Genomic DNA, 24,109 nt, shown 5'->3' with positions numbered 1-24,109 from the left:
GCGCCCCGCGTCAGGCTTGCAGCACCTTGCCGGGATTCATCAGGCCTTGCGGGTCGAGCGCGCGCTTGATGCGGCGCATCAGCGCCAGCTCGACCGGACTCTTGTAGCGCGGCAGCTCGTCGCGCTTGAGCTGGCCGACGCCGTGCTCGGCGCTGATCGAGCCGGCGTGGGCATGCACGCTGTCGTGCACCACGCCATAGACGTCGCTTTGCAGCGCCAGCAGTTCGGCTTCGGTCTGGCCCGGCGCATTGGCCACGTTGTAATGCAGGTTGCCGTCGCCCAGATGGCCGAAGATCACGTGCCGCACGCCAGGAAAGCGCGCCTGCAGCAACGCATTGGTCTTGTGCACGAAACCGGCGATGGCCGATATGGGAATCGACACGTCGTGCTTGACGGACTTGCCCAGCTCGGCCTCGGCCAGCGGAATGCTTTCGCGCAGGTGCCACAACGCCTTGCTCTGCGCCACATTGGCGGCAATGGCGGCATCGTTCACCAGGCCGGCTTCGATGGCATCGCCCAGCACCGTTTCAAAGCGCTCGCGCGCATGGGTTTCGCTTTCGCTGTCGGACAGTTCCAGCAGCGCGAACCAGGGCGATGCGGCGGATTCGCCGTCAAACGGCAGGCGCTGTTGCGGGAACAGCCGCACCACCGCCTGCAGGCAATCGCCGCTCATCAGTTCGAAGCCGGTCAGCGCGGCGCCAAAACCGGCGCGTGCACGTGACAGCAGTTCCACCGCGTTGTCGATGCTGTCCAGGGTGAGCAACGCCGTACATGAGGCCACCGGCCGCGGAAACAGCTTGAGCGTGGCCGCGGTGATGATGCCCAGCGTGCCCTCGCTGCCGATGTACAGGTCGCGCAGGTCGTAGCCGGTGTTGTCCTTGCGCAGGCCACGTAGGCCGTCCCAGATCTCGCCTTCGGCGGTCACGACTTCCAGCCCCAGGGTCAGGTCGCGCGTATTGCCGTAGCGCAGCACTTGTGTGCCGCCGGCATTGGTGGCCAGGTTGCCGCCGATGGTGCAGCTGCCTTCGGCCGCAAGGCTCAGCGGGAACAGCCGGCCCGCGTTGGCCGCGGCCTCTTGCACCGCTTGCAGGATGCAGCCGGCTTCCACCGTGATGGTGTCGTTGTCGGTATCCAGCGCGCGCACCCGGGCCAGGCGGGCGGTGGACAGCACCACGGCGCTGCCGGAATCGTCGGGCGTGGCGCCACCGCACAGACCGGTGTTGCCGCCTTGCGGCACCACCGGCACGCCATGGCGGGCGCAAAGCTTGATGGCATCAGCCACTTCCTGGGTGGACCCCGGACGGATCACCGCCAGCGCCGCGCCACGATAGCGCCGGCGCCAGTCCAGCACGTAGGAATCGGCGTCCGCGCCGGTCAGCACATGGGACGCGCCCAGGAGGGACTGCAAATCGCTCAGCAAATTCATAGGCGCCGCACAGGAAATCGCGCCGGGCCGCGCCCGGGCGCTGTTCAAGGGATATGCGGCCTATTGTAGAGGCAGCGGCGGCCCGCCTGCCCCCTAGCCGACGGCCTGGTCCAGCCGGGTGCCCGTCAGGCCCGTGCAGTAGGCCCGCGACGCGATGCGATTCATCAGGAACGCCCGGTCCACGCCAGCGGGGCCGGGCATTTCAGACAACGCGCGGTACGCGCGGCGCAGAGCCTCGCCGCGTGTGGCGCCGCACACCAGCAGGCGGGTGCAGGGCTTGCGGCGCTCGGCGCAGCCGTCGATGCGCACTTCGAGCGCATGCGCGGCCACCGGTTCGAAATCGGCCACGGCCGCGCCCGAACGAGGCTGCGATTCGGCGCAGATCACGCGAAAGACGCCGCTGCGGTCGTCCAGCGAAAAGGCCACAGTGCCCATGCCTTGCCAGGCCAGGTCCCGCGCCACACTGGCCGCGATGGCGCGCAGCGCGCTTTCAATGGAGGCGGGCAGGTGCGGCGCCGGGCATTCGGCGATCAGCACGCGGGCATCGCGCCAGACGCAGCGCTCCCAGGCCCGGCCGGTCGCCAGTTCGCCCTCGGACGATACGAACACGTGGATGTCGAGTCGGCGCTCCCGCCCGGCGGCGGGGCCGGCGAAGTCCGTGGGCGGCCCCCGCCTGCGCCTGGCGCCGCCCGATGACATGACTGTGGATACTTTGGCTCCCATGGCCCCTCCGGTCTTTCTGCTTGCATGGCAAGCGTATCACCTTCGGATGACGAGCAAGTTCGGTGGCCACGCAAGGCCCTTGACGCCCTACGGCGCCCGCCGGATGATGCGCCCCGCCCCGATGGGGGATAATCCGTGTTTTCACCCCGCCTTGCCGGCCCGTTCGGTCTAGGGGTTAACCAGCAGAATCTGTCCGGCATCCCCGGCGGGGCCTGCCAGCTGCATGCCAGTATCGTTATTAGAATAAGGAACCGTCGTGGCCGACAACACGCAATTTCCCGCCTCGGTATTCAAGGCCTATGACATCCGCGGCACCGTCCCGGATCTGATCGATGCCCGCTTCGCGCGCTCGCTGGGCGTGGCGCTGGCCGCGCTTGCGCAAGCGCAAGGTATCCAGACGCTGGTGGTGGGCCGCGACGGCCGCCTGAGCAGCGAAATGCTGTCGCAGGCGCTGCAGGAAGGCATGCTGGAAGGCGGGGTCGACACCCTGGACGTCGGCCAGGTCCCCACGCCGCTGGTGTACTTCGCCGCGAACACCATGCAGACCGGCTCGGGCGTCGCCATCACCGGCAGCCACAATCCGCCCAAGTACAACGGCTTCAAGATGATGATGGGCGGACGCGCCCTGTACGGCGAAGACGTGCAGGCCCTGGCCCGCGTCATGAATGGCGCCCCGGCCGCCCCGGCCGCACGGCCCGGCGTGCGCCGCGAGCTGGACCTGGTCGCGTCCTACATTGCGCGCGTGGCCTCGGGCATCAAGCTGGCCCGCCCCATGAAGATCGCCATCGATTGCGGCAACGGCGTGGCCGGCGCCATCGCGCCGCAGCTGTTCCGGGCCCTGGGCTGCGATGTCACCGAACTGTTCTGCGACGTCGACGGCACGTTCCCCAATCACCACCCCGATCCCGCCGAACCCAAGAACCTGCAGGACCTGATCCACTGCCTGGCCACCACCGACTGCGAGCTGGGGCTGGCTTTCGACGGCGACGGCGACCGCCTGGGCGTGGTCACCAAATCGGGCCAGATCATCTGGCCGGACCGCCAACTGGTGCTGTTCGCCCGCGACGTGCTCGAGCGCAATCCCGGCGCCACCATCATCTATGACGTCAAGTGCAGCCGGCACGTGGGCCTGTCGGTGCAGGCCGCGGGCGGCGAACCGCTGATGTGGAAGACCGGCCACTCGCTGGTCAAGGCCAAGCTGGCCGAAACCGGGGCGCCGCTGGCCGGCGAAATGAGCGGGCATATCTTCTTCAAGGAACGCTGGTACGGCTTTGACGACGGCCTGTATACCGGTGCCCGCCTGCTCGAGATCGTGTCGCGCTTTGCCGATGCGTGCGCGCCGCTGGAAGCCTTGCCGCAAGACGTTTCCACGCCCGAACTGAAGCTGGAAATGGAAGAAGGCCAGCCTTTCGCGCTGGTGCAGGCCCTGCAAGAGCAAGGCCAGTTTCCGGGCGCTGTGCGCGTCGTCACCATCGACGGCGTGCGGGCGGAATATGCCGACGGCTTTGGCCTGGCGCGTCCGTCCAACACCACGCCCGTCGTGGTCCTGCGCTTCGAGGCGCAGACCGCCGAGGCGCTGGCCCGCATCCAGGGCGATTTCCGCCGCGAACTGGCTAAACTCGCCCCCGACGCAACTTTGCCTTTCTAGACTGACCATGTCACTGTCCGACAGTCCCGCATGGCGGCAGTTCACCGCCGCTGCCAAACACGCCAACCTGGACGGCGAGCACCTTCGCCTGATCAACGCCCCCGGACTGCGCCTGGACCTGAGCGCACAGGCGCATTCGCCCGAGCTTGCGCAAGCCGCCACGGCTCTGCTGACCCAGCAAGGCTTTGATGCGGCGCGGGCCCGACTGTTCGACGGCGGCAACGCCAACTGGACCGAGCAGCGCCCCGCCTGGCACACCGCCCTGCGCGCCTCCCAGCCGCCGGCCCTGGTCGCCAGCGCCGTACTGGCTGAACGCGAACGCGTGCGCCAATTCGTGCGCGAGGCCGACGCCGCCAAGCGCTACAGCGGCGTGCTGCACCTGGGCATCGGCGGCAGTGACTGGGGCCCCCGCCTGGTGACGCGCGCCCTGCGCTACGGCGCCGCGCGGCGCGAAGTGCGGTTCGCCTCCAACGTCGACTCGCACTCCGTCGCCGACGCCATGAGCCGGCTCGACCCGCACAACACGCTGGTCATCGTCGCGTCCAAGTCCTTCACCACCACCGAGCCACTGGCCAACGCCGAAGTCGCCATGAACTGGCTGCGCGATGCCGGCGTGGCCGACCCGATCAAGCAGGTCGTGGCCATCACCGCCAACGTGGAAGCGGCGCTCAACCTGGGCATCTCGCCCGACCACATCTTCCAGATCTGGGACTGGGTGGGCGGCCGCTATTCGCTGTGGTCGGCCATTGGCCTGCCCGTGGCGCTGGCCCTGGGCAACGATGCCTTCGACCAGCTCCTGGCCGGCGCCGCCGCCATGGACGAGCACTTCCGTCATGCCCCCTTTGCCGAGAACGCGCCCCTGCAGCTGGCGTTGGCCGGTGTCGTCAACCGCAGCGTGCTGGGCTACGACTCGCTGGTCATTTCGCCGTATGACTCGCGGCTGTACCACATCGTGCCGTGGGCGCAGCAGCTGGAAATGGAATCCCTGGGCAAGGTCGCCACGGCCGATGGCAGCCCGGTGGGCGTCCCGACCGGTCCGGCGGTGTGGGGCATGTCGGGCACCGACTGCCAGCACACGTTCTTCCAATGGCTGCACCAGGAGACCACCGGCGCGCCGGTCGATTTCATCCTGTGCGAACAGCCCGACCACGACTACGCGCGCCACCACGAACTACTGATCGCCAACTGCCTGGCCCAGCGCGCGGCGCTGCTGCGCGGCAAGTCGTTCGACGATGCGCTGGCCGAAACCTCGCGGACGGAAAAAGATCCGGCCAAGGCACGCGTGCTGGCGCAGCACAAGGTGCACCCGGGCGGGCGGCCGTCTTCGCTGATCGTGCTGCCCCGCCTCGAGGCCTATACGCTGGGCGCCCTGCTGGCGCTGTACGAACACAAAGTCTTCACGCAGGGCGTGATCTGGGGCATCAACCCCTTTGACCAGTGGGGCGTGGAATTCGGCAAGGCGCTGGCCAAGAACATCATCCGCGAGCTGGACGCCCCCGCTTCGCAGGCCGCCCCCCAGGACCCCTCCACCCGCTTCTGGATCGACGCCATTTCGCGCCGCCACTGACGCCGGCCCTGGCGGGCACCCCTATGGACAGCACGGAATGACGGGCCAATAATGGCCCGTCGTCCTTTCCGGAGCGTCCCATGCCTTCGCCAGTCCGCAGCACCTCCCGGTTACTCGCCGCCCTGGCGCTGACCGCCGCCGCAGTCAGTGCCCAGGCGCAAACCGCCCCGGGGATGGTCGCCGCCGCCAATCCGCTGGCCGCCGCCGCGGGCCTGGATGCCCTGAAACGCGGCGGCAGCGTGGTCGATGCGGCCATCGCCGTGCAGATGGTGCTGACCGTGGTCGAGCCCCAATCGTCCGGCCTGGGTGGCGGCTCGCTCATGCTGGTGTGGGACCAGGGCAACGCCACCCTGTCGGCCCTGGACGGCCTGGCCGCGGCGCCGGCGCGAACCACCGCCAGCCTGCGCACCGACGTCAACGGCGACACGCTGCCCCTGAAAGACGTGGCGCGCTTTGGCCGCCCGGTGGGCGTGCCCGGCACCGTGCGTGTCATGGCGCTGGCCCACCAGCGCTACGGCAAGCTGCCCTGGGCCAGCCTGTTCCAGGCCGGCATCCACAGCGCCGAAGACGGCTTCCCGATGTCGCCCTACCTGCACGACAGCCTGCAGCGTCTGCCGCAACTGGCCGAGAACCCCGCCATTCGCGGCGTGTTCTACGATGCCCAGGGGCAATTGCTGCCAGTAGGCGCCACGGTACGCAACCCGCTGCTGGCCGATGCGCTGCGCAAGGTCGCGGCCGACCCCGAAGCCATCAACCAGGGTGCGCTCACCGCCGACATCCTGGCCGTGACCGGCGCCGGCAAGTATCCCAGCCTGATCCAGGCCCAGGACCTGGCCGCCTATCGCCCGGCCGAACGCACGCCGATCTGCGGCCCGTTCCTGTCCTGGAAGGTCTGCACCTTCCCGCCCCCCAGCTTTGGCGGCGTCTCGGTCTTGCAGCAACTGGGCATGCTGTCTCAGCGCCGCATCGACACGCTGGCGCCAGGCTCGACCGCGGCCGATCATCTGCTCATCGATACGGCTCGTATCGCCCGCGCCGACCGGCTGGCCTACCTAGGCGATCCCGACCAGGTCAAGGCGCCCGTGCGCCAGTTGATCTCGCCTGCCTATGTCGATCAGCGCGCCGCCCTGCTGTCCGGCAAGGCGGTCGTGCACCCGCGCGCCGGCGTATTCGCGGGCGTGCCGGCGCCGGCCGGCGCCGAAGCCCCCGGCACCACCGAGACCAGCCAGGTCGCCATCGTCGATGCCCACGGCAACGCCTTGTCCATGACCACCACCATCAACCTGAACTTCGGCTCCTGGCTGATGCCGCATGGCTTCTTCCTGAACAACGCGCTGACCAACTTCTCATCAAGCCACGGCAAGGATGCGCCCAACGCCATGGCGCCCAACAAGCGGCCGGTCACGTCGATGGCGCCCACCATGGTGTTCGACCGCGACGGCAAGCTGGTGCTGGTCACGGGGTCGGCCGGCGGCGGCTACATCGTCGACTACATCGCGCAGGCCGTGGTGGGTACGCTGGCCTGGGGCCTGCGCCCGGCCGATGCCTTGGCGCTGCCGCACGTTGCAGGCAACACCGGCCGCAGCCAGGTCGAAAAAGACCGCGTGCCGCTCGAATCGGCGGCACAGCTGGCCGCGCAAGGCCACAAGGTCGAGCAGGTCGAAATGAAAAGCGGCGCCGCCGCGATCCGCGTGACGCCGCAAGGGCTGGATGGCGCGGCAGACCCGCGCCGCGATGGCGCTACGCTGGGCGGCTAGGGCCTTGGCCTGGCGGCGCCCGACGGCGCCGCGCGCAGGCCCGCCGGTGCGCTACGCGCTAAGCGTGTCGTACAGGTCCACGTGGATTCTGGCGACGCGTTCGATGTTGAACTCGCGCTCGGCCAGGGCCCTGCCGGCCGCCCCCATGGCCTGCCGCAATGCCGGATCACCGGCCAGGCGGGCGATGGCATCGGCCAGCGCCTGCGGGTCGCGCACCGGCACGAGCAGCCCCGTCTTGTCCGGATCGATCGCATCGCGGCAGCCGGGCACATCCGTGGTCACCACGGCGCGTCCGCAAGCGGCGGCCTCGATCAGCGATTTTGGCAGGCCTTCGCGATACGACGGCAGCACCGCGATGTGCGAGGCCGCATACAGCTGCGGCACATCCGAGCGCTCGCCCAATGCCTCGACACACCCCTCGCGTTGCCAGGCATCCACCTCGGCCTGGGTGGCCGATGCCGGATTGCCGGCGTCCACGCCGCCCACCAGGCGCATCGTCACCGGCACGCCGCGCTCGCGCAGCAGTCTGGCGGCCTGCACGAATTCCTGCACGCCCTTGTCGCGCAGCAGCCGCGCCACCATGGTCGCCACCACGGGCGGGTTGGCAGGTTCCGGCTGCGCCCGGTAGTCGTTCAGGTCTACCCCGGCGCCACGGATCAGCACCACCTGTTCGTCACGCACCGCCCCCAGCGACTTGAGCATGTCGCGGTCGCTGGCGTTCTGGAAAATCACGCGGCTGTTGGGGTGCCCCAGCGCGATGCGGTACAGCCGCGCCACCACGGCGCGCACCAGCCGCATCTTGAGCGAATTGGACAGGAACACGAACCCCAGCCCGGAGATCGCCGCCACCATGCCCGGCACGCGTGCCAGCCGCGCGGCGATACCGCCATACAGGACCGGCTTGATGGTCACCAGGTGCACCACCTGCGGCCGCAAGCGGCGGAACAGGCGCAGCAGCGCCATCAACGTGCCCAGTTCCTGCAACGGATGCTTGCCGCTGCGCGTCATGGGAATGGCGTGGTGCGTCATGCCCAGCGCCTGGATATCGGTCACCGCGGGGCCATCCATCGTGGCCACGTGCACGTCGTAGCCGGCGCGCTGCGCGGCCAGCGCCAGCGGCACCCGATGCGACATGAAGAACGCGGGGTTGTTGACGACGAACAGCAAACGACGGGCGGCGCTCATGCCGGCGCTCCGGAAATGCGGCGCCAGACCGCGATATAGCTTTGCACCATGCGCGCCAGGTCGAAGTTTTCCAGCACCCGGGCGCGTCCGGCCTCGCCCGCACGCCCCTGACCGCGTGAAGCCACTTCACGCAGGCCAGTTTCGATGCCACGCGCCAGCGCCTCGGGCTGCTCGGGCGGCACCACCACGCCGGTCTCGCCGATGATGTAGGCGGCGTCACCCACATCCGTCGCCACGCAATAGACGCCGCAGGCCATGGCCTCGGCCACCACGTTGGGAAAGCCCTCGGCGCAGCTTGACAGCACGTGCAGGTCCAACCCGTTCATCACGGCGGGCACGTCATCGCTGGGGCCGGCCAGCACCAACCGGTCGCGCAGATTCAGCTTGTCGACCAGCGCCATCAAGTCCGGGTTGTCCGCCGTCATGCCGCGCCCCACCAGCACGCAGCGCAGGCCGGCATCGCGGCCATCGCGCACCAGCGCGGCCACGGCACGCAGCAGGTTGGCATGGTCTTTCAGCGGGTCCCAGCGGGCCACGCAGCCGATCACCGGCACGTCGCCCGCCAGGCCCCATTGGGCCCGCACGCGTTCGCGCGCAGCCGGGTCCGGTGCGTAGCGCGACAGATCGTAGCCATTGGAGATCACCACCATGCGATCGCGCCGGTAGCCCTTGGCGGCATGGCGTTCGGCGGCATTCTGCGCGGCGCAGACGATGGCCCGAGGCAATACACCGGACAACGCCGCGCACGCGCGCAACACCATGCGTGCCGAACGGCTGCTGCGCTCGAGATGCGCGCCAGAATTGCGGATGCCCCAGGCAATCGCGCGCACGCCGGCCAGGCGGGCCGCCACGCCGCCGATCAGGTCGGCGTGGTACATCCAGGTCTGCACGGCCTGCGGCTTCGTTTGCGCGATCAACCGGCGCAACGCCATGAAGCCGCCCAGCGTGATGCGGCCGCGCGGCATGCCCAGCGTATGCACGGCAACGCCCGCCGCACGCAACCGTTCGCCGTACACACCGTCATCGGTCAACGACACCACCACGTGTTCGACGGCCTGATCCGGATACGTGGCCAGGCGCCACAGCACGGATTCCGCACCGCCCTGGCCCAGGCCGGTGATCACATGCAGGACGCGCAATGCGGCTTGGCTCATCGCCCTTCCCTTACGGCTTCGAACAACTCATCCCATTCCGACAGCACGCTGGCCAGCGCGTAACGCTGGCGCACGGCGGCCGCGGCGCGCACGCCCATCTGCTGGCGCAGCGCCGGATCGCTCAGCAGGCGCCGCAGCGCCTCGCGCAGCGCGTCGCGGTCGCCGGCAGGCACCAGCAGGGCGTCCTGTCCGTCGCGGGTCATTTCGCGCGGGCCGCTGGGGCAGTCGAATGCGGCGCAGGGCAGGCCCAGCGCCATGGATTCCAGCAGCACATTGGGAAACCCTTCCACCAGCGAACTCAGCACGAAGGCCTGCCCGCGCGCCAGTTCATCCCAGGGAGTCTCGGTGCGCCCCGGCAACTCGACCCGGGATTGCAGGCCCAGCCGTGCCACCTGCTGCTCGAGCGCGCCGCGTTCGGGGCCTTCGCCCCAGATGCGCAGGTTCCAGTCGGGGAAATCCGGCGCCAGCTGCGCGAACACATCGATCAGCAGGTCGAACTGCTTGTCGGTCACCAGGCGCCCCATCGCCAGGAGCGTGCGCGGTGAACCGTCATCCGTCTGCGTCACCAGCGGCGCATCCAGCAGCGGCGCGGGCAAGGGATTGGGAATCACGGCCAGGCGCTTGATGCCTGGCACCTGGCGCGAAAACGGGCCGGCCGTGTCGGCTGCCTGCACCGTCACCATGTCGGCGCGCGGATACAGCAGGCGACGCAGCCGGCGCCACACTGTCCCCGTGGTGGTTTCAGCCACCGGATTGGTACGCTCGCAGACGATCAGCGGCGCGCGCAACCCGCGCGTGGCCAGGATGGCGGCAACGTTGACGTTGGTCAGAAAAGACACCACCACATCCGGCTTGGCGTCGCGGATTTGCCGGCGCAGCGCCAGCAGGCGCCGGAATGCGGCCAGCGGACCCGACACCCGGGTGCCCGCCAGGTCTGCCAGCCATTCCAGCTTGACCTTGTCCGACAGCGGGTAGAAGCAGGTCCCCTTGGACGAGTAGGTCGGCGTCAGGGTGACATCGTCTCCGCGTTCGGCCCAGGCGTTGACCAGCGTGGCGGCCACGCGCTCGGCGCCCCCGGCGTGCATGGAACTGACCAGCATCAGTATCTTCATTCGTCAGCGACTCCCAAACGTTCCTCCTTGCTCACCGCCTGAGCGGTAGCGGTCCAACCAGGCCTGCATCATCAGCACGCCCCACAGATGGCTGTCCCAATTGCGATGGCCGGACACATGCTCGCGCCACTTGCGCAGGATCGGCTCCGGCTCGAACCAGCCTTCCTGGCGCAGGCGCGCCGGGTCCAGCAGGGCCTCGGCCCAATCGCGCAGCGGACCGCGCAGCCAGGCGGCCAGCGGCACGGCAAAGCCGCGCTTGGGGCGGTCCACCAGCGCCTGCGGCACGTGGCGGTACAGCACCTGACGCAGCAGCCACTTGCCGGTGGCGCCGCGCACCTTGTACTGGTGCGGCAGGCTCCAGGCGAATTCGTAGACGCGGTGATCGATCAGCGGCACGCGCGTCTCGAGGCTGACCGCCATCGCGGCGCGATCCACCTTGACCAGGATGTCGTCCGGCAGATACGTGATCGTGTCCAGCTTCATCATGGACTCGAAGGTCGAACCGCGCATCGCCTGCGCGAACTCGGAGACCGGCTCGACGCCGCCCTTGACCACGCGAGCCGGATCGGACCAGTACGAAACGAACAGGCGATAGAAATCGCCGCGCGTATCGGCGCGCAGCAGCTCGCCCAGCTTGCCGACCTTGCCGCGCCAGGCGCCCCGGCCCGGCAGATGGGTCGACGCGCTGAGCAGCGCGCCCGCGGGCGTGCGCAGCAGCGACGGAATCCGCTCGAACTTCTGCCACCAGTTGTTGACGCGGAAATAGCGCGAATAGCCGCCGAACAATTCATCGCCGCCGTCGCCCGAAAGCGCCACGGTCACGTGCTGGCGCGCCATGCGCGTCACCAGCGACGTCGGAATCTGCGACGAATCGGCGAACGGTTCGTCATACATGTCGGCCAGCCCCGGCACCACGGCCAGCGCATCGTCGGCGGTGACATACAGTTCGGTGTGGTCGGTGCCCAGGTGCATGGCCACGGCTTTGGCGTGCTGCGCCTCGTCATAGCCCTTTTCGTGAAAGCCGATGGCAAAGGTGCGCACCGGCTGCGAGCTCTGCGCCTGCATCAGCGACACGATGGTCGACGAGTCAATGCCGCCCGACAGGAACGCGCCCAGGCTGACGTCCGACAGCATCTGGCCGCCCACGGCCTTGGACAACACGCCTTCCAGCGCATCGGTCGCTTCGGCATCGGACCCGAACGACAAGCGCGATTGTGCCGCGGCGTCCGCGGCTTCCCGCGCCGACCAATACACGCGCGGTTCCGGCATGCGGCGGCTGCGGGTATCGTCGGCGGTGAACTCGATCCAGGTGCCCGGCGGCAGCTTGGCGATGCCTTCGTAAATGGATTGCGGCGCCGGAATGTAGTTGTGCCGCATGAACGAGGCCAACGCATTGCGGTTCAGGTCGCGGCCGAATCCCGGGATCGGCATCAGACCCTTGAGCTCGGAGGCGAACACCAGTTCGGCGCCGGAATAACCGTAGTACAGCGGCTTTTCACCCATGCGGTCGCGCGCCAGCATCAGCTTGCGCGAGGCCCGGTCCCACAGCGCGATGGCGAACATGCCCACCGACGCCTGCAGGGTGGCTTCGATGCCCAGGGCGGTGAAGCCCGCCAGCAGCGTTTCGGTATCCGAATGGCCACGCCAGGCCGGCGCCAGGCCGGACTGTTCCAGCTGCTGGCGCATATCCAGGTGGTTGTAGACCTCGCCGTTGAACACCATGACGTAGCGGCCGCAGGCCGACACCATCGGCTGGTGGCCGGCCTCGGTCAGGTCCTGGATCGCCAGGCGCACGTGCGCCAGCGCCAGTTCGGCGCCCGTGTCTTCCCAGAAGCCGTTGCTGTCCGGCCCGCGGTGGCGGATGCGGCGGCAGCTTTCCGCCAGCACTTGCGCCTTATCACCCAGGGGGCCCCAAATTCCGACAATTCCACACATGATCTAGGTTCTCGTGGTCACCGCAAACGGCGTGGCGCGTGGCCTATCGGCCCGATCCACGCACGCCGTCAAAAAGTTCTTCCCATAGGCCCAGCACCCGCTCGGCCGAAAACCGTTCGCGCACGGCCGTGGCCGCCTGCGCCATGCGCTGGCGGCCCGCCTCGTCGGTCATGACCGCATCCAGCGCGCGGCAGAGTGCATCCACATCGCCGTTGGGCCGCACCAGCACGCCGTCCACGCCTTCGCGCACGATCTCGCGCGGACCGGTATCGCAGTCGAACGCCACCGCGGCCAGGCCGCTGGCCATGGATTCGAGCAGCGTGTTGGACAGCCCCTCGAAACGCGAGGTCAGCACATACAGATCGGCGCTTTGATACCAGTCGCCCACGTTACCTGCCCGCCCGGGCAGGCTGACGCGGTCTTGCAGGCCGGCGCCTTGCACCTGCGCTTCCAGCGCGCGCCGCTCGTCGCCCTCGCCCAGGATAACCAGATCCCAGTCCGGATGCGACGGCGCCAACCGGGCATAGGCCTGCACCAGCAGGTCGAAGCCCTTGTCCGCGTGCAGCCGGCCCACGGCCAACAGGCGCTTGCGGCCATCGCCCGACCGCGGCGCGAGCATCGGCTCGCCCTTGGGCAAGGGCCAATGCACCGGATTGGGGATGACGGCCAGCCGCGACCCCGGCACGTGCTGCGCCAGCCAGTCGGCGGTGCCGCGCGTCAGGGCCACGACCCGCGCGGCGCGCGGGTACGTAAACCGGCGCAGGCGCTGCCAGAAACCGGACATGGCCTGCGACGGCGGATGGGTGTGTTCGGTGGCGATGACCCGCGTGGACAACCCGGTCGAGGCCAGCACGGACAGGACCGACGCCGTCGTCATCATGCCCAGCACGATATCGGGGCGAAACGCCTTGATCACGCGGCGCAGCGCGCGTACCCGCTGCACATTGCTCAGGATGCCGCGCAAACCGCCGCCCTCGCCCGCCGTGTGCAGCACTTCGCGGCGCACCTTGGGATGCAGGGTGTAGACGTCGCCTTCGGTGCCGGCCTGCGTCACCACCATCACCTCGCGGCCCATGTCAGCCCAATGCGCGCTCAGGTCGGCGGCCACGCGTTCGGCGCCGCCGCCGTGCAGCGAATGGATGAACAGCAGCACGCGTTGCGCGCGGGCGGAGTCGGCTACGGGCATTCAGTCGGCCTCTTGGGGTTCAGCGCGGCGCAGGGCCACCACCAGGTAGCAGGCATAGGAAAGCAGGTACATCAGGCTGGTCGCCAGCATGATGCCGGCCGCGCCCATCTTGGGCGCCAGCACCACGTTCAACCCCGCCTTCAGTGCGAAATTGCCCACCGCGATGGCGGACATGATGCGATAGCGGTTCTGGCTGGCCAGCAGCTGCACCAGGATCAGCACGCCGAAATAGAACGGCAATTGCAACAGGCCCCAGCGCAGCACATGCGCCACGGCCTCGGTATTCTCGGCGGTGAAGGCGCCGCGCTGGAACAGCACCGACACGCCCCACGGCGCCAGCAGCCAACCCACGGCCACGGCGGCAGCGCCAGCCAGCACCATCAGCATCGACCATTTCAGCGCCATGGCGCGCGCGCGCGCCGTATCGCCCCGCGCCTGCACATCGGCCAGCACCGGCAAGGCCGCACGGCCGACCGATACCGCGCCGATACCGAGCACCAGCGACAGCAATCGGCTGGCGTAACCCAGCGTGGCGTTGGCATTGGCGCCCAGGTTGGCGGCCGCGTATTGGTCCAGCGGACCGACAAAACTCATGGCCACCTGGCCGATCAGCATCACGCCCGCGGCGCTCATCAGTTCGGGCCAGTGCGGCGACTGCCACGTCAACCTGGGCGAACCCCAGAAGCCGCCATCGGCGCGCGCGGCCAGCCACGCCAGCCAGACGGTCTGGATCGCGTAGCCCACCAGCGTGCCCCACAGCAGCGGGCCGACGCCGTCGGCGCTGGCCGCCAGCATCACCCACGCCAACGTGGCGACCGCGGGCACGCTGTCCAGCAAGGTATTGACGTGACGTTCGTGCGACCGCAACCGCGCGGCGCTGATGCCGGCCACCAGCAACAGGGCCGAGACCGGCGCAAAGGCCACCAGCAGGTCGCCGGTCATGCCGCCGACCCGCGCGGACAGGCCCTGGCCCAGGCTGCCCAGCACATGCGGCCAGGCGAACCAGGTCAGAAGCGCCAGCGTAATGCCGGCCGCCGCCACCCAGCCCTGCAGTTCCCGGATGAATTGTTCCCGTTCGGCATCGTCGGCGCGGCGCAGGCGCACCAGCACCGGAATCAGCACCACCGACAGCACGCCCACGATCGTGACCGGCAGCCAGGTGGCCATGGTCATCGTGAATTGGTAGGCGTCGACGGCGTCGCTGACGCCGTAGCGGTACGCCACCGCCATCTCCTTGATGGCGCCGGCGGCCTTGCCCAGCAGCAGGAACACCGCCACCCGGAACGCGCCCTTGAAGATGCGCTGGTGGTCCGGGTGGATGGTGCCGAGTTTTCGGATGAGTGCTTTCAAATCAACGCAGGAATTGCGTGTACCAGGGCATTGCCACTTCCAGGCCCTGCAGCACGGTGTGCGTGGGCTGGTAACCCAGCAGGCGGCTGCCCTTGCTGACATCAGCCTGCGAATGGCGCACGTCGCCAGCGCGGAAGTCGCCGTAGACCGGCTTCTTGCCATAGGCAACGTCCTGCTTGCCCAGCGCCTGCACCAGGAACCCGAACAGGTCGTTCAGGGTGCTGCGGCCGCTGACGGCCACGTTGTAGACCTGGTTGCGCGCCTCGGGCGGCGCCATGGCGGCCAGGATATTGGCCTGCACGGCGTTGTCCACGAAGCAGAAGTCGCGGCTGGTCTCGCCGTCGCCGTTGATGGTGACGTCGTCGCCCTTGATCATGGCGGCCGTCCACTTCGGGATCACGGCGGCGTAGGCGCCGTCCGGGTCCTGGCGCTTGCCGAACACGTTGAAGTAGCGCAGTCCCACCGTCTCGAAGCCATACGAGCGCGCAAACACGCTGGCGTACAGTTCGTTGACGTACTTGGTGACGGCGTACGGCGACAGCGGATTGCCGATGTTCTCTTCGACCTTGGGCAACGCCGGGTGGTCGCCGTAGGTGGAGCTGGAAGCCGCATAGACGAAGGATTTCACTTCGGCGTCGCGTGCGGCGACCAGCATGTTCAGGAAGCCACCGATGTTCACCTCGTTGGTGGTGATCGGGTCTTTGAGCGAACGCGGCACCGAACCCAGGGCCGCCTGGTGCAGCACGAAGTCCACGCCCGCGGTGGCGCGGCGGCAGGCTTCCAGGTCACGGATGTCGCCTTCGATGAAGCTGAAGCGGCTCCATTGCTCGGGCGTCACGGCGCCTCGCACCTCGTCCAGGTTGCGCTGGTGGCCGGTGGCGAAGTTGTCCAGGCCGACCACGGTCTGGCCCAGCTTGAGCAGCGTTTCCAGCAGGTTCGAGCCGATGAAGCCGGCGCAGCCGGTCACCAGCCACTTGCGCGGCGCGGCCGACAGTTCACGGGTAACGGTTTCGTAGCGAGTGGTCATGGCCGTTTCCCCTTACAGACGCAGATCGGATTCGGCGGGCGACAGCACGTACTTCAGGTCGTACAGGATGTGCTCGGCCTTGCCCAGTTTGCGGATGCCTTCGGCGCCCATGGCCTTGAACTGGTTGTGCGCGACAGCCAGGATCACGGCGTCGTACTTGCCCTCTTCAGGCTTGGCAACCGGCGTGATGCCGTATTCGTGCACCGCCTCTTCGGGTTCGACCCACGGGTCGTACACGTCCACATCGACGTTGTAGTCGCCCAGTTCCTTGACGATGTCCACGATGCGCGTGTTGCGCAGGTCTGGGCAGTTTTCCTTGAAGGTCAGGCCCATCACCAGCACGCGCGCGCCTTGCACGTGGATGCGGCGCTTGGTCATGGACTTGACCAGCTGCGACACCACGTAGCCGCCCATCGAATCGTTCAGGCGGCGGCCCGCCAGGATGATCTCGGGGTGGTAGCCGATGGACTGCGCCTTGTGCGTCAGGTAGTACGGGTCCACGCCGATGCAGTGGCCGCCCACCAGGCCCGGACGGAACGGCAGGAAGTTCCACTTGGTGCCCGCAGCTTGCAACACGGCTTCGGTGTCGATGCCCATCTTGTTGAAGATCAGGGCCAGCTCGTTGATCAGCGCGATGTTGACGTCGCGCTGCGTGTTCTCGATCACTTTGGCGGCTTCGGCCACGCGGATGCTGGACGCCTTGTGCGTGCCGGCGGTGATGATCTGCTTGTACAGCTGGTCCACCAGTTCGGCGACTTCCGGGGTCGAGCCCGACGTGACCTTCTTGATGGTGCTGACGCGGTGTTCCTTGTCGCCCGGGTTGATGCGCTCGGGACTGTAGCCGGCGTAGAAGTCGACGTTGAACTTCAGGCCCGACACGCGTTCCAGCACCGGCACGCAGTCTTCTTCGGTGGCGCCGGGGTAGACGGTGGATTCGTAGATGACGATGTCGCCGCGCTTGAGCACGGCGCCGATGGTTTCGCTGGCTTTCACCAGCGGGGTCAGGTCGGGTTGCTTGTATTCGTCGATCGGGGTGGGCACGGTGACGATGAACACGTTGGCCTGGCCCAGTTCGGCGCGGTCGGCGGTGTAGCTCAGGTGACTGGCTTCGACCAGCTCGGCATCGCTGACTTCCAGCGTGTGGTCGTGACCCGCCTTCAGGGCGTCGATCCGGCGGGTGTTGATATCGAAGCCGATGACCGAGCGCTTCTTGCCGAACTCGACCGCCAGCGGCAGGCCGACATAACCCAGGCCGACAACCGCGAGTTTCACATCCTGAATACGCAACATAACTCTCCCTTCACCGTAAAACGATTACGGCATTTTAAATATGGTCGGGGTGATGGATAACCGGGCCCCCGGCGGATATCGCCGGGGCGCCCAAGACTTAATCGGCCCGCAAGACGGAAGGTAGCAACAGCCACCCCGGACGGCGCCAGGACACCAGCCGCGCGTACAGCCAGATATAGACGCTGGCGAACACCACCAGGCTGGCGCCAAGCGCCCAGGCGTTGTCCCACCAGATGGTGGCGGGCACCAGGCCGATCAGGGCCAGCACCCACATGTACGGCGACGCCAGGGCGTTGCACAACGCCGGCACCGCATGGCGGCGGCCGCGGCTGAAGGTCACGCGGACCAGGCGGCGGAACACCAGTTGGTGCAGGTGCAAGGCATCGGGCTGGTCCACCGGCACGCCACGCTTGAAGCGGCGGCGCCAGATAGAGAAGCCGGTTTCGAAGACGGGGTAGAACAGCACGGCCAGCGCGTAGAACGGCGACACCGAGGGGTTGCGCACCACCAGCAGCACAGCCAGTTCGGCCAGCATGAAACCCAGGAAATACGCCCCGCCATCGCCCAGGAAGACGCGGCCGAACGGGAAATTCCAGACCAGGAAGCCCAGCGTGGCCGACGCCAGCGCCGCGGCAATCAGGAAGATCGGCACATCGCCGACCTGCAGCGCGACCAGGCTGATGGACACGGCCATCAGCGTAGCCACCATGCCGGCCAGGCCATTCATGCCGTCGACGATGTTCAGGGCATGGGTACAGCCGCCCACGGCGAACATGGTGAACAGCAGGGAGACGGGCCAATACGACAGGACGTAGTCGACCGGGGCCATGCCCACGCGGCTGACGCCGCCCAGCAGCCACCACGCGATGGCAGCAGACAGGAAAGCCGCCAGCAGACGCTTGCTGGCACCGATATCCTTGGTGATGTCTTCGAGCAGGCCCGCCACGAACACGGGCAGCGCCGACACGAACAGGGCCGGCCACAACCAGGTCAGGGTCATGTTGTCGGGCCCGAGCACCAACAGGCCCAGGAGCGTGCCGGCCAGCACGGCCAGGCCGCCGACGCGGGGCGTGGCGCGCGAGTGGTTCGCTTGCGGTTTGTTGAGGTCGGTGTCGCCGGTGAAGGCGCCATGCCAGCGCTCCGACGCCACGATGAGTCCGCCCACCATGAACGCGACCACGCATATGTACAGCCAGGTCACAAGGTCACCTTTGGTTGGTCTATCGAGACAGGCCCGCCATTATCGGCGGCAGGTGTAACGCCCATATATGGGAGGAATAAGGAAGTGCAATGCACCGGGACAGAACGTAACACCCGCGGAAATACGGATTTCATGGATTAATTGTAGAGCTTTCCGTCTGGGCGCACGCGAAATCTGCAAGGGAAAACGCCAAGATCTTCACAGGGAATCCGACCCGGGCTGCCCCCACCCTGGGGGCAGTCACCCGCACAGTATTCCCGATAAATAGGGACACATTATTTCAGGATAAAAAAAAGCCCGAGATCGTAAGATCTCGGGCTAAATCCACCAAAGGAGGAGGGTGGAGGAGACAACCGTGGCATGTTGGGAGCGGCCTGAAGGTTTCGCTCGCTACGCTGTCGGGGTCTGGCTTGCGGGTTTCGCTTGCCTTGGCACCGCACCGACTGCGTTTCAACATCCGATGAGATGCATAGTATCGGGTTTTTTTGTGCGATGCAAGAATTTTTTTAGGCTCGCGGCAGCGCGACATTCCACGTTGCATTTTTGCCGCACGCTGCGCGGCGCATGCCTGGAAAGCCGCAGCCAGCAATGACCTTGCGACATGGCGGGTTTTTGCCGAACGGGTTAACCCCTTGCGGACTTACCCTAGACCTTGCCGGGTAATCCCGCCCTATGATTTGCACCAGAAAGGTGCATCCGGCACCAATATGCGGCAGTTTTTGCGCATCGCAACATTTTTACCTCGCCCCCCCCCTGGGGACGGGGCGCCGGGTGCCGCCGTCAGATCCCGCCTTCAAATCCAATAGGCGGTCGTGGTCATGACCTTGGACATGGCCCGCATGGCCGTCTTGACCGGACCGGGCAGCGGCACGCCGCCAGCAGCCTCGGCGCTGGCGCGATGCTGGGCTTCGTCTTCCTTCATCTTCTGCACGATCTGGCGCGAGCGGGCGTCCTGCTCCGGCAAGGTGCGCAGATGGCCGTCCAGGTGGGCCTCGACCTGCCGTTCGGTTTCGGCCATGAACCCAAGGTTGCGCGGCACGCCCGCATAACTGGCCAGCACGCCCAGCGCAAACGAGCCGGCGTACCAGACCGGGTTCAACAGGCTGGGCCGGCTGCCCAGCTCGGCCAGGCGCTGGTTGCACCAGACCAGGTGGTCGACCTCTTCGCCGGCCGCTTCCAGCAGCAAGGCGCGCGGGCCGGGCTCGCGGCATGCGGCCGCCTGCCCCCGGTACAGCGCCTGGGCGCAGACCTCGCCGACGTGGTTGACCCGCATCAGTCCAGCCGCGTGGCGCTTTTCCTGTGCCGACAGCGTGTCGGGGGCCTCGTCGGCGGTGGCCGGATTCGGCCGGCCGGCGCTGGCGCTGCCGGACAGCACGCGCAGCGCGCGGTCGGCTTCGGCCAACAGGGCGTCCAGCGGACTGGTGCGACGCAGGAAAGAAGCGGGGCCGGATTGGAACAGGGCGGTGGACATGGGCAACTCCTGGAATTGGGGCACGCACACCCCTGATGCGGGGCGGGGCTCTCGTGCCTGGAATTGTACGCAACGGGTATCATCAGCCATTGACTGCGCTCAAGCACCCGCACAAGGACACCGACACATGGAATGCACGATCGACTGGGGCGGCCCCAATGGCATGCTCTTTACCGCCAGCACCGGCAGCGGCCACGTTGCCGTCATGGATGGCGCGGTGGACGGCGGCGGCCACAACCTGGCCCCCCGCCCGATGGAAATGCTGCTGGCCGGCACCGGCGGCTGCACGGCGTACGACGTGGTGCTGATCCTCAAGCGCGGCCGCCACGCCGTGACCGGCTGCAGCGTCAAGCTGCAGGCCGACCGCGCCGATGTCGACCCCAAGGTGTTCACCCGCATCCATTTCGCCTTCACCGTCACCGGCCGCAACCTGCCGCGCGCGGCCGTCGAGCGCGCGGTGCAGCTGTCGCACGAGAAATACTGCTCGGCCTCGGCCATGCTGGAAAAGACCGCCGAACTGACTTTCTCGGTGGACATCGTCGACACCCAGGAAGCCCCCGCCACGGCCTGACGCGACCGCGCCCTTTCAGCCCTTACTCATTCTGTACCCATGAAACAATACCTGGACCTCGTTCAATCCATCCTGGACACCGGCGCGTGGCAGGAAAATCGGACGGGCATACGCACCCTGAGCATGCCGGGCGCCTCGCTGCGCTTTGACCTGCAGCAGGGCTTTCCCGCCGTGACCACCAAGAAGCTGGCCTTCAAATCGGCCATCGGCGAGATGGTCGGCTTCCTGCGCGCCTCGCGCAGCGCCGCCGAATTCCGCGAACTGGGGTGCAAGGTCTGGGACCAGAACGCCAACGAGAACAGCCAGTGGCTGGCCAACCCGTACCGCGAAGGCCCCGACGACCTGGGCCCGGTCTATGGCGTGCAATGGCGCCAGTGGCCGGCCTACAAGGTGCTGGACGCCCACCACCAGGAACAGATCGCCGACGCGCTGGGCCGCGGCTACACGAAGGTGGCCGACCTGCAGGAAGACGGCGCCCCCAAGGTGCTGCTCTATAAAGCCGTCGACCAGTTGCGCCAATGTCTGGACGCCATCCACGAGCGCCCGGGCGACCGCCGCATCCTGTTCCACGGCTGGAACTGGGCGCAGATCGAGGAAATGGCGCTGCCGCCCTGCCACCTGCTCTATCAATTCCTGCCCAACGCGACCACCCGCGAAATTTCCCTGTGCCTGTACATCCGCTCGAACGATGTCGGGCTGGGCACGCCGTTCAACCTGACCGAAGGCGCGGCGCTGCTGCACCTGGTGGGCCGGCTGACGGGTTACAAGCCGCGCTGGTTCACGTATTTCATTGGCGACGCCCACATCTACGAGAACCACCTGCCGATGCTGCGCGAACAGCTGACGCGCACGCCGTATGAAGCGCCCCAGCTCGTGCTGTCCGACCGCATTCCCGATTTTGCCCAGACCGGCCGCTACGAGCCCGAGTGGCTCGAGAAGGTCGAACCGGGCGATTTCTCGCTGGCGGGCTACACCCACCACGCGCCGCTCACCGCGCCGATGGCCGTTTGAGGCCATGGCGGTTCGGCCGCCTGGCGGCCGTCCGCCATGCCGGAACTCGCAGGTGAAGATTGGTGAGCTTCTGGAAGCGCGTTTTCGGTATAACCCATCCCTTAGCCTCGGACGCGCGTCCGGCAAGCCTCGCGCGCCGTTGCTTCTGAACGGCCCATGCCGCGCCGTGCCTGCCGCTCGCCGCGAAACCGGGCACCCCGCCCGGCCTTCCCGGCCGCCTGCACCGCAGCGCCGCACCCCCTATCCAGAAAAGAGAGTACGTGAATCGCCAGCGTCGACAGCAGGACCCCCTTGCGGCCCGAATGCAACTGTTGACTACTAATTGATTTGAATTGAGGCCGGCGCGGCGGCTGTATGCGCTCAGGACAGGACCCCAAAAATGCTCGTTGGAACATATAACCCTTCGCTCGTCCTCGTATCCCTAGGGGTCGCCATTCTGGCGTCGTATACGGCGCTGGGCATGGCCAACCGCGTGCGGGCCGCGAACGGGCTGCCAGCGGCGCGTTACTGGTTGGCCGGCGGCGCATTGGCCATGGGCATCGGCATCTGGGCCATGCATTTCGTCGGCATGCTGGCGTTCAGCCTGCCGATTCCCATGGGCTACGACCTGCCGCTGACCCTGCTGTCGCTGGTGATCGCGATCGGCTGCTCGGCCTTCGCGCTGTGGATCGTCTGCAAGGACGAGCTGCCCTGGCCGAGGCTGATCGCGGGCGCGCTGCTGATGGGCGCAGGCATCGCGGCGATGCACTATATCGGCATGGCTGCGATGCAGATGATGCCCGGCATCTCCTACAACCCGGCCTGGTTCGCGCTGTCCATCGGCATCGCCGTGGCGGCCTCGGGCGCCGCGCTCTGGATCACCTACCGCCTGCGCCAGGACGGCCCGCGGGTGGCGCTGTCGCGGCCGCTGGCGGCCGTGGTCATGGGCATGGCCATTGTCGGCATGCATTACACCGGCATGGAAGCGGCCGGCTTCCCGGAAGGCAGCATCTGCATGGCCGCCAACAGCGGCATTTCGGCGGGTTGGCTGGCCATTGCCGTGACTGCCGTGACCCTGAGCGTGCTGGCCATCGCCCTGGTGGTCGCCGTGCTGGACAACCGCCTGGAAGCACGCACGTCCGCCCTGGCCTCGTCGCTGGCCGAGGCCAACGAAGAACTGGTGCAGCTGGCGTTGCACGACACCCTGACCAAGCTGCCCAACCGTATCCTGCTCGAAGACCGGCTGGAACAGGCCATTGAAAGCGCGAGCCGCCGCAAGGGCTATTTCGCCGTGCTGTTCTTCGACCTGGACGGCTTCAAGGCGGTCAACGACGCCTACGGCCACCATACCGGCGACGCCCTGCTGATCGACCTGGCCCAGCGCATTCGCCAGACCCTGCGCACGCAGGACACCGTGGCGCGCCTGGGCGGCGATGAATTCATCGTGCTGAGCGAGGTGGTGGAACCCACCGACGCCGCCAACGTGGCGGACCGCCTGATCGAGGCCATCGCGCGCCCGGTCATGGTGTACGGCCACGAAGTGCTGGTGACGTCCAGCGTGGGCATCGCCATCTACCCGAATGACGGCGAGGACACGCACGCGCTGCTGACCAACGCGGACGCCGCGATGTACCACGCCAAGCGCCTGGGCGGCACCGGCTACAGCTTCTTCGAGCCGTCCATGAACGCCGACGCGCACGAGCAGATCGAGCTGCTGCACGACCTGCGTCTGGCGCAGGAGCGCGACCAATTCGTGCTGCACTACCAGCCCAAGTACGAAGCGCCGGCCGGCCCCATCATGGGCGCCGAGGCGCTGCTGCGCTGGAACCACCCCACCCGCGGCCTGGTGGGCCCGGACCAGTTCATCCCCACGGCGGAAAAGACCGGGCTGATCCTGTCGATCGGCGAATGGGTCATCAACGAAGCCTGCCGCCAGATGCGCGAGTGGATCAACGCGGGCCAGGGCCACTGGACCATCGCCGTGAACATCTCGGCGCTGCAGTTCGCCCACGCCGGGCTGGTCGAGACGGTGCGCAGCGCGCTGGCCCGGCACGACGTGCCGCCGTCCTGCCTGACGCTGGAAGTGACCGAATCCACCGCCATGCGCGACGCCGAGGCCAGCCTGACCGTGCTTAAGCGGCTGTCGGGGTTGGGCGTGACCATCTCCATCGACGACTTCGGCACCGGTTATTCCAGCCTGCTCTACCTGAAGCGGCTGCCGGCCACCGAATTGAAGATCGACCGCGGCTTCGTCAACCAGCTGGAAAACGACAACGAGGATGCCGCCATTGTCTCGGCCATCGTCGCGCTGGCCCAGCAGCTGAACCTGCGCATCGTGGCCGAGGGCGTGGAAACGGCGGCGCAGCAGAAATTCCTGACCGGGCTGGGCTGCGACTCGCTGCAGGGCTTCTTGCTGGGCAAGCCGATGCCGGCCAGCGAATTCCTGGAACACGCGGCGGGCTGAATTTGCTACGCTTGGGGCCTTCCCGCCGGCCCTGCCGGCCGACTTCCCCAAG

Annotated in this window: 18 protein-coding genes; 6 read left to right on the top strand and 12 right to left on the bottom strand. The window is 67.6% G+C overall.

The features are described 5' to 3' along the window. Window positions 1-10: 10 nt before the first annotated feature. The gene (locus tag U858_RS0122540) at window positions 11-1,426 is read right to left on the bottom strand and encodes an FAD-binding oxidoreductase (protein WP_025139421.1); all 1,416 of its coding nucleotides are present in this window, start codon (window positions 1,424-1,426) and stop codon (window positions 11-13) included. A 93-nt stretch (window positions 1,427-1,519) separates the two neighbouring features. Continuing rightward, window positions 1,520-2,149, bottom strand: coding sequence for a BPTD_3102 family carboxylase-like protein (locus U858_RS0122535; protein ID WP_025139420.1), 630 nt, complete (start codon window positions 2,147-2,149; stop codon window positions 1,520-1,522). 256 nt (window positions 2,150-2,405) lie between these two features. Here U858_RS0122535 and U858_RS0122530 point away from each other — a divergent pair, with 256 nt between their 5' ends. The 3 genes from U858_RS0122530 (at window position 2,406) to U858_RS0122520 (ending at window position 7,121) form a co-directional block, all read left to right on the top strand. After that, a complete protein-coding gene (locus tag U858_RS0122530; RefSeq protein WP_025139419.1) occupies window positions 2,406-3,797 on the top strand; it encodes a phosphomannomutase/phosphoglucomutase in 1,392 nt (463 codons plus the stop codon). Between the two features lie 7 nt (window positions 3,798-3,804). Beyond that, window positions 3,805-5,364, top strand: coding sequence for a glucose-6-phosphate isomerase (pgi, locus tag U858_RS0122525; protein ID WP_029954222.1), 1,560 nt, complete (start codon window positions 3,805-3,807; stop codon window positions 5,362-5,364). An 80-nt stretch (window positions 5,365-5,444) separates the two neighbouring features. After that, window positions 5,445-7,121 carry a gamma-glutamyltransferase family protein gene (locus U858_RS0122520; protein ID WP_042885397.1) on the top strand — a complete coding sequence of 559 codons (1,677 nt, stop codon included), beginning with the start codon at window positions 5,445-5,447 and terminating at the stop codon, window positions 7,119-7,121. Window positions 7,122-7,172: 51 nt separating this feature from the next. Here the strand turns inward: U858_RS0122520 and U858_RS0122515 are convergent, their stop codons facing one another. The 10 genes from U858_RS0122515 to coq7 form a co-directional block, all read right to left on the bottom strand. Continuing rightward, entirely contained in the window at window positions 7,173-8,306 is a 1,134-nt protein-coding gene (locus U858_RS0122515) for a glycosyltransferase family 4 protein (protein ID WP_025139416.1), read from the bottom strand. Beyond that, window positions 8,303-9,460, bottom strand: coding sequence for a glycosyltransferase (locus tag U858_RS0122510; RefSeq protein ID WP_025139415.1), 1,158 nt, complete (start codon window positions 9,458-9,460; stop codon window positions 8,303-8,305). Before U858_RS0122510 ends, U858_RS0122515 begins: the two co-directional genes overlap by 4 nt. Then, entirely contained in the window at window positions 9,457-10,572 is a 1,116-nt protein-coding gene (locus U858_RS0122505; protein WP_025139414.1) for a glycosyltransferase family 4 protein, read from the bottom strand. Before U858_RS0122505 ends, U858_RS0122510 begins: the two co-directional genes overlap by 4 nt. Before the next feature lie 3 nt (window positions 10,573-10,575). After that, window positions 10,576-12,507, bottom strand: a complete 1,932-nt coding sequence (gene asnB / locus U858_RS0122500; protein WP_025139413.1) for an asparagine synthase (glutamine-hydrolyzing) — start codon at window positions 12,505-12,507, stop codon at window positions 10,576-10,578. Between the two features lie 43 nt (window positions 12,508-12,550). After that, entirely contained in the window at window positions 12,551-13,693 is a 1,143-nt protein-coding gene (locus tag U858_RS0122495; RefSeq protein WP_025139412.1) for a glycosyltransferase family 4 protein, read from the bottom strand. Beyond that, on the bottom strand, window positions 13,694-15,043 hold the full coding sequence (gene murJ, locus U858_RS0122490; protein ID WP_025139411.1) for a murein biosynthesis integral membrane protein MurJ: 1,350 nt from the start codon (window positions 15,041-15,043) through the stop codon (window positions 13,694-13,696). Window position 15,044: 1 nt separating this feature from the next. After that, window positions 15,045-16,070 (bottom strand): SDR family oxidoreductase, encoded by a 1,026-nt coding sequence (locus U858_RS0122485; RefSeq protein WP_025139410.1) that lies wholly within the window; start codon window positions 16,068-16,070, stop codon window positions 15,045-15,047. A 12-nt stretch (window positions 16,071-16,082) separates the two neighbouring features. Beyond that, window positions 16,083-17,360, bottom strand: coding sequence for a Vi polysaccharide biosynthesis UDP-N-acetylglucosamine C-6 dehydrogenase TviB (tviB, locus tag U858_RS0122480; protein ID WP_029954220.1), 1,278 nt, complete (start codon window positions 17,358-17,360; stop codon window positions 16,083-16,085). A 97-nt stretch (window positions 17,361-17,457) separates the two neighbouring features. Continuing rightward, window positions 17,458-18,561, bottom strand: coding sequence for a glycosyltransferase (locus tag U858_RS0122475; protein WP_025139408.1), 1,104 nt, complete (start codon window positions 18,559-18,561; stop codon window positions 17,458-17,460). 793 nt (window positions 18,562-19,354) lie between these two features. Continuing rightward, window positions 19,355-20,032, bottom strand: a complete 678-nt coding sequence (gene coq7 / locus U858_RS0122470) for a 2-polyprenyl-3-methyl-6-methoxy-1,4-benzoquinone monooxygenase (protein ID WP_025139407.1) — start codon at window positions 20,030-20,032, stop codon at window positions 19,355-19,357. A 127-nt stretch (window positions 20,033-20,159) separates the two neighbouring features. Here coq7 and U858_RS0122465 point away from each other — a divergent pair, with 127 nt between their 5' ends. The 3 genes from U858_RS0122465 (at window position 20,160) to U858_RS0122455 (ending at window position 24,057) form a co-directional block, all read left to right on the top strand. Beyond that, window positions 20,160-20,603, top strand: coding sequence for an OsmC family protein (locus tag U858_RS0122465; RefSeq protein ID WP_025139406.1), 444 nt, complete (start codon window positions 20,160-20,162; stop codon window positions 20,601-20,603). Window positions 20,604-20,642: 39 nt separating this feature from the next. After that, on the top strand, window positions 20,643-21,614 hold the full coding sequence (locus tag U858_RS0122460; RefSeq protein ID WP_025139405.1) for a thymidylate synthase: 972 nt from the start codon (window positions 20,643-20,645) through the stop codon (window positions 21,612-21,614). A 379-nt stretch (window positions 21,615-21,993) separates the two neighbouring features. After that, window positions 21,994-24,057: a bifunctional diguanylate cyclase/phosphodiesterase gene (locus U858_RS0122455; RefSeq protein WP_025139404.1), complete on the top strand. Its 2,064-nt coding sequence runs from the start codon at window positions 21,994-21,996 to the stop codon at window positions 24,055-24,057. Window positions 24,058-24,109: the final 52 nt, after the last annotated feature.

Origin of the sequence: Achromobacter sp. DH1f (assembly GCF_000633435.1) — a bacterium.
GTDB lineage: Bacteria > Pseudomonadota > Gammaproteobacteria > Burkholderiales > Burkholderiaceae_B > Achromobacter > Achromobacter deleyi.
This window is presented reverse-complemented; position numbering and strand designations above follow the sequence as displayed.

Bases quoted from the DNA above. Each gene is read 5' to 3' on its own strand.
- U858_RS0122540 (WP_025139421.1), bottom strand. From the start codon at position 1,426: ATGAATTTGCTGAGCGATTTGCAGTCCCTCCTGGGCGCGTCCCATGTG.
- U858_RS0122535 (WP_025139420.1), bottom strand. From the start codon at position 2,149: ATGGGAGCCAAAGTATCCACAGTCATGTCATCGGGCGGCGCCAGGCGC.
- pgi (WP_029954222.1), top strand. From the start codon at position 3,805: ATGTCACTGTCCGACAGTCCCGCATGGCGGCAGTTCACCGCCGCTGCC.
- U858_RS0122520 (WP_042885397.1), top strand. From the start codon at position 5,445: ATGCCTTCGCCAGTCCGCAGCACCTCCCGGTTACTCGCCGCCCTGGCG.
- U858_RS0122515 (WP_025139416.1), bottom strand. From the start codon at position 8,306: ATGAGCGCCGCCCGTCGTTTGCTGTTCGTCGTCAACAACCCCGCGTTC.
- U858_RS0122510 (WP_025139415.1), bottom strand. From the start codon at position 9,460: ATGAGCCAAGCCGCATTGCGCGTCCTGCATGTGATCACCGGCCTGGGC.
- U858_RS0122505 (WP_025139414.1), bottom strand. From the start codon at position 10,572: ATGAAGATACTGATGCTGGTCAGTTCCATGCACGCCGGGGGCGCCGAG.
- asnB (WP_025139413.1), bottom strand. From the start codon at position 12,507: ATGTGTGGAATTGTCGGAATTTGGGGCCCCCTGGGTGATAAGGCGCAA.
- U858_RS0122495 (WP_025139412.1), bottom strand. From the start codon at position 13,693: ATGCCCGTAGCCGACTCCGCCCGCGCGCAACGCGTGCTGCTGTTCATC.
- U858_RS0122485 (WP_025139410.1), bottom strand. From the start codon at position 16,070: ATGACCACTCGCTACGAAACCGTTACCCGTGAACTGTCGGCCGCGCCG.
- tviB (WP_029954220.1), bottom strand. From the start codon at position 17,360: ATGTTGCGTATTCAGGATGTGAAACTCGCGGTTGTCGGCCTGGGTTAT.
- coq7 (WP_025139407.1), bottom strand. From the start codon at position 20,032: ATGTCCACCGCCCTGTTCCAATCCGGCCCCGCTTCTTTCCTGCGTCGC.
- U858_RS0122465 (WP_025139406.1), top strand. From the start codon at position 20,160: ATGGAATGCACGATCGACTGGGGCGGCCCCAATGGCATGCTCTTTACC.
- U858_RS0122460 (WP_025139405.1), top strand. From the start codon at position 20,643: ATGAAACAATACCTGGACCTCGTTCAATCCATCCTGGACACCGGCGCG.
- U858_RS0122455 (WP_025139404.1), top strand. From the start codon at position 21,994: ATGCTCGTTGGAACATATAACCCTTCGCTCGTCCTCGTATCCCTAGGG.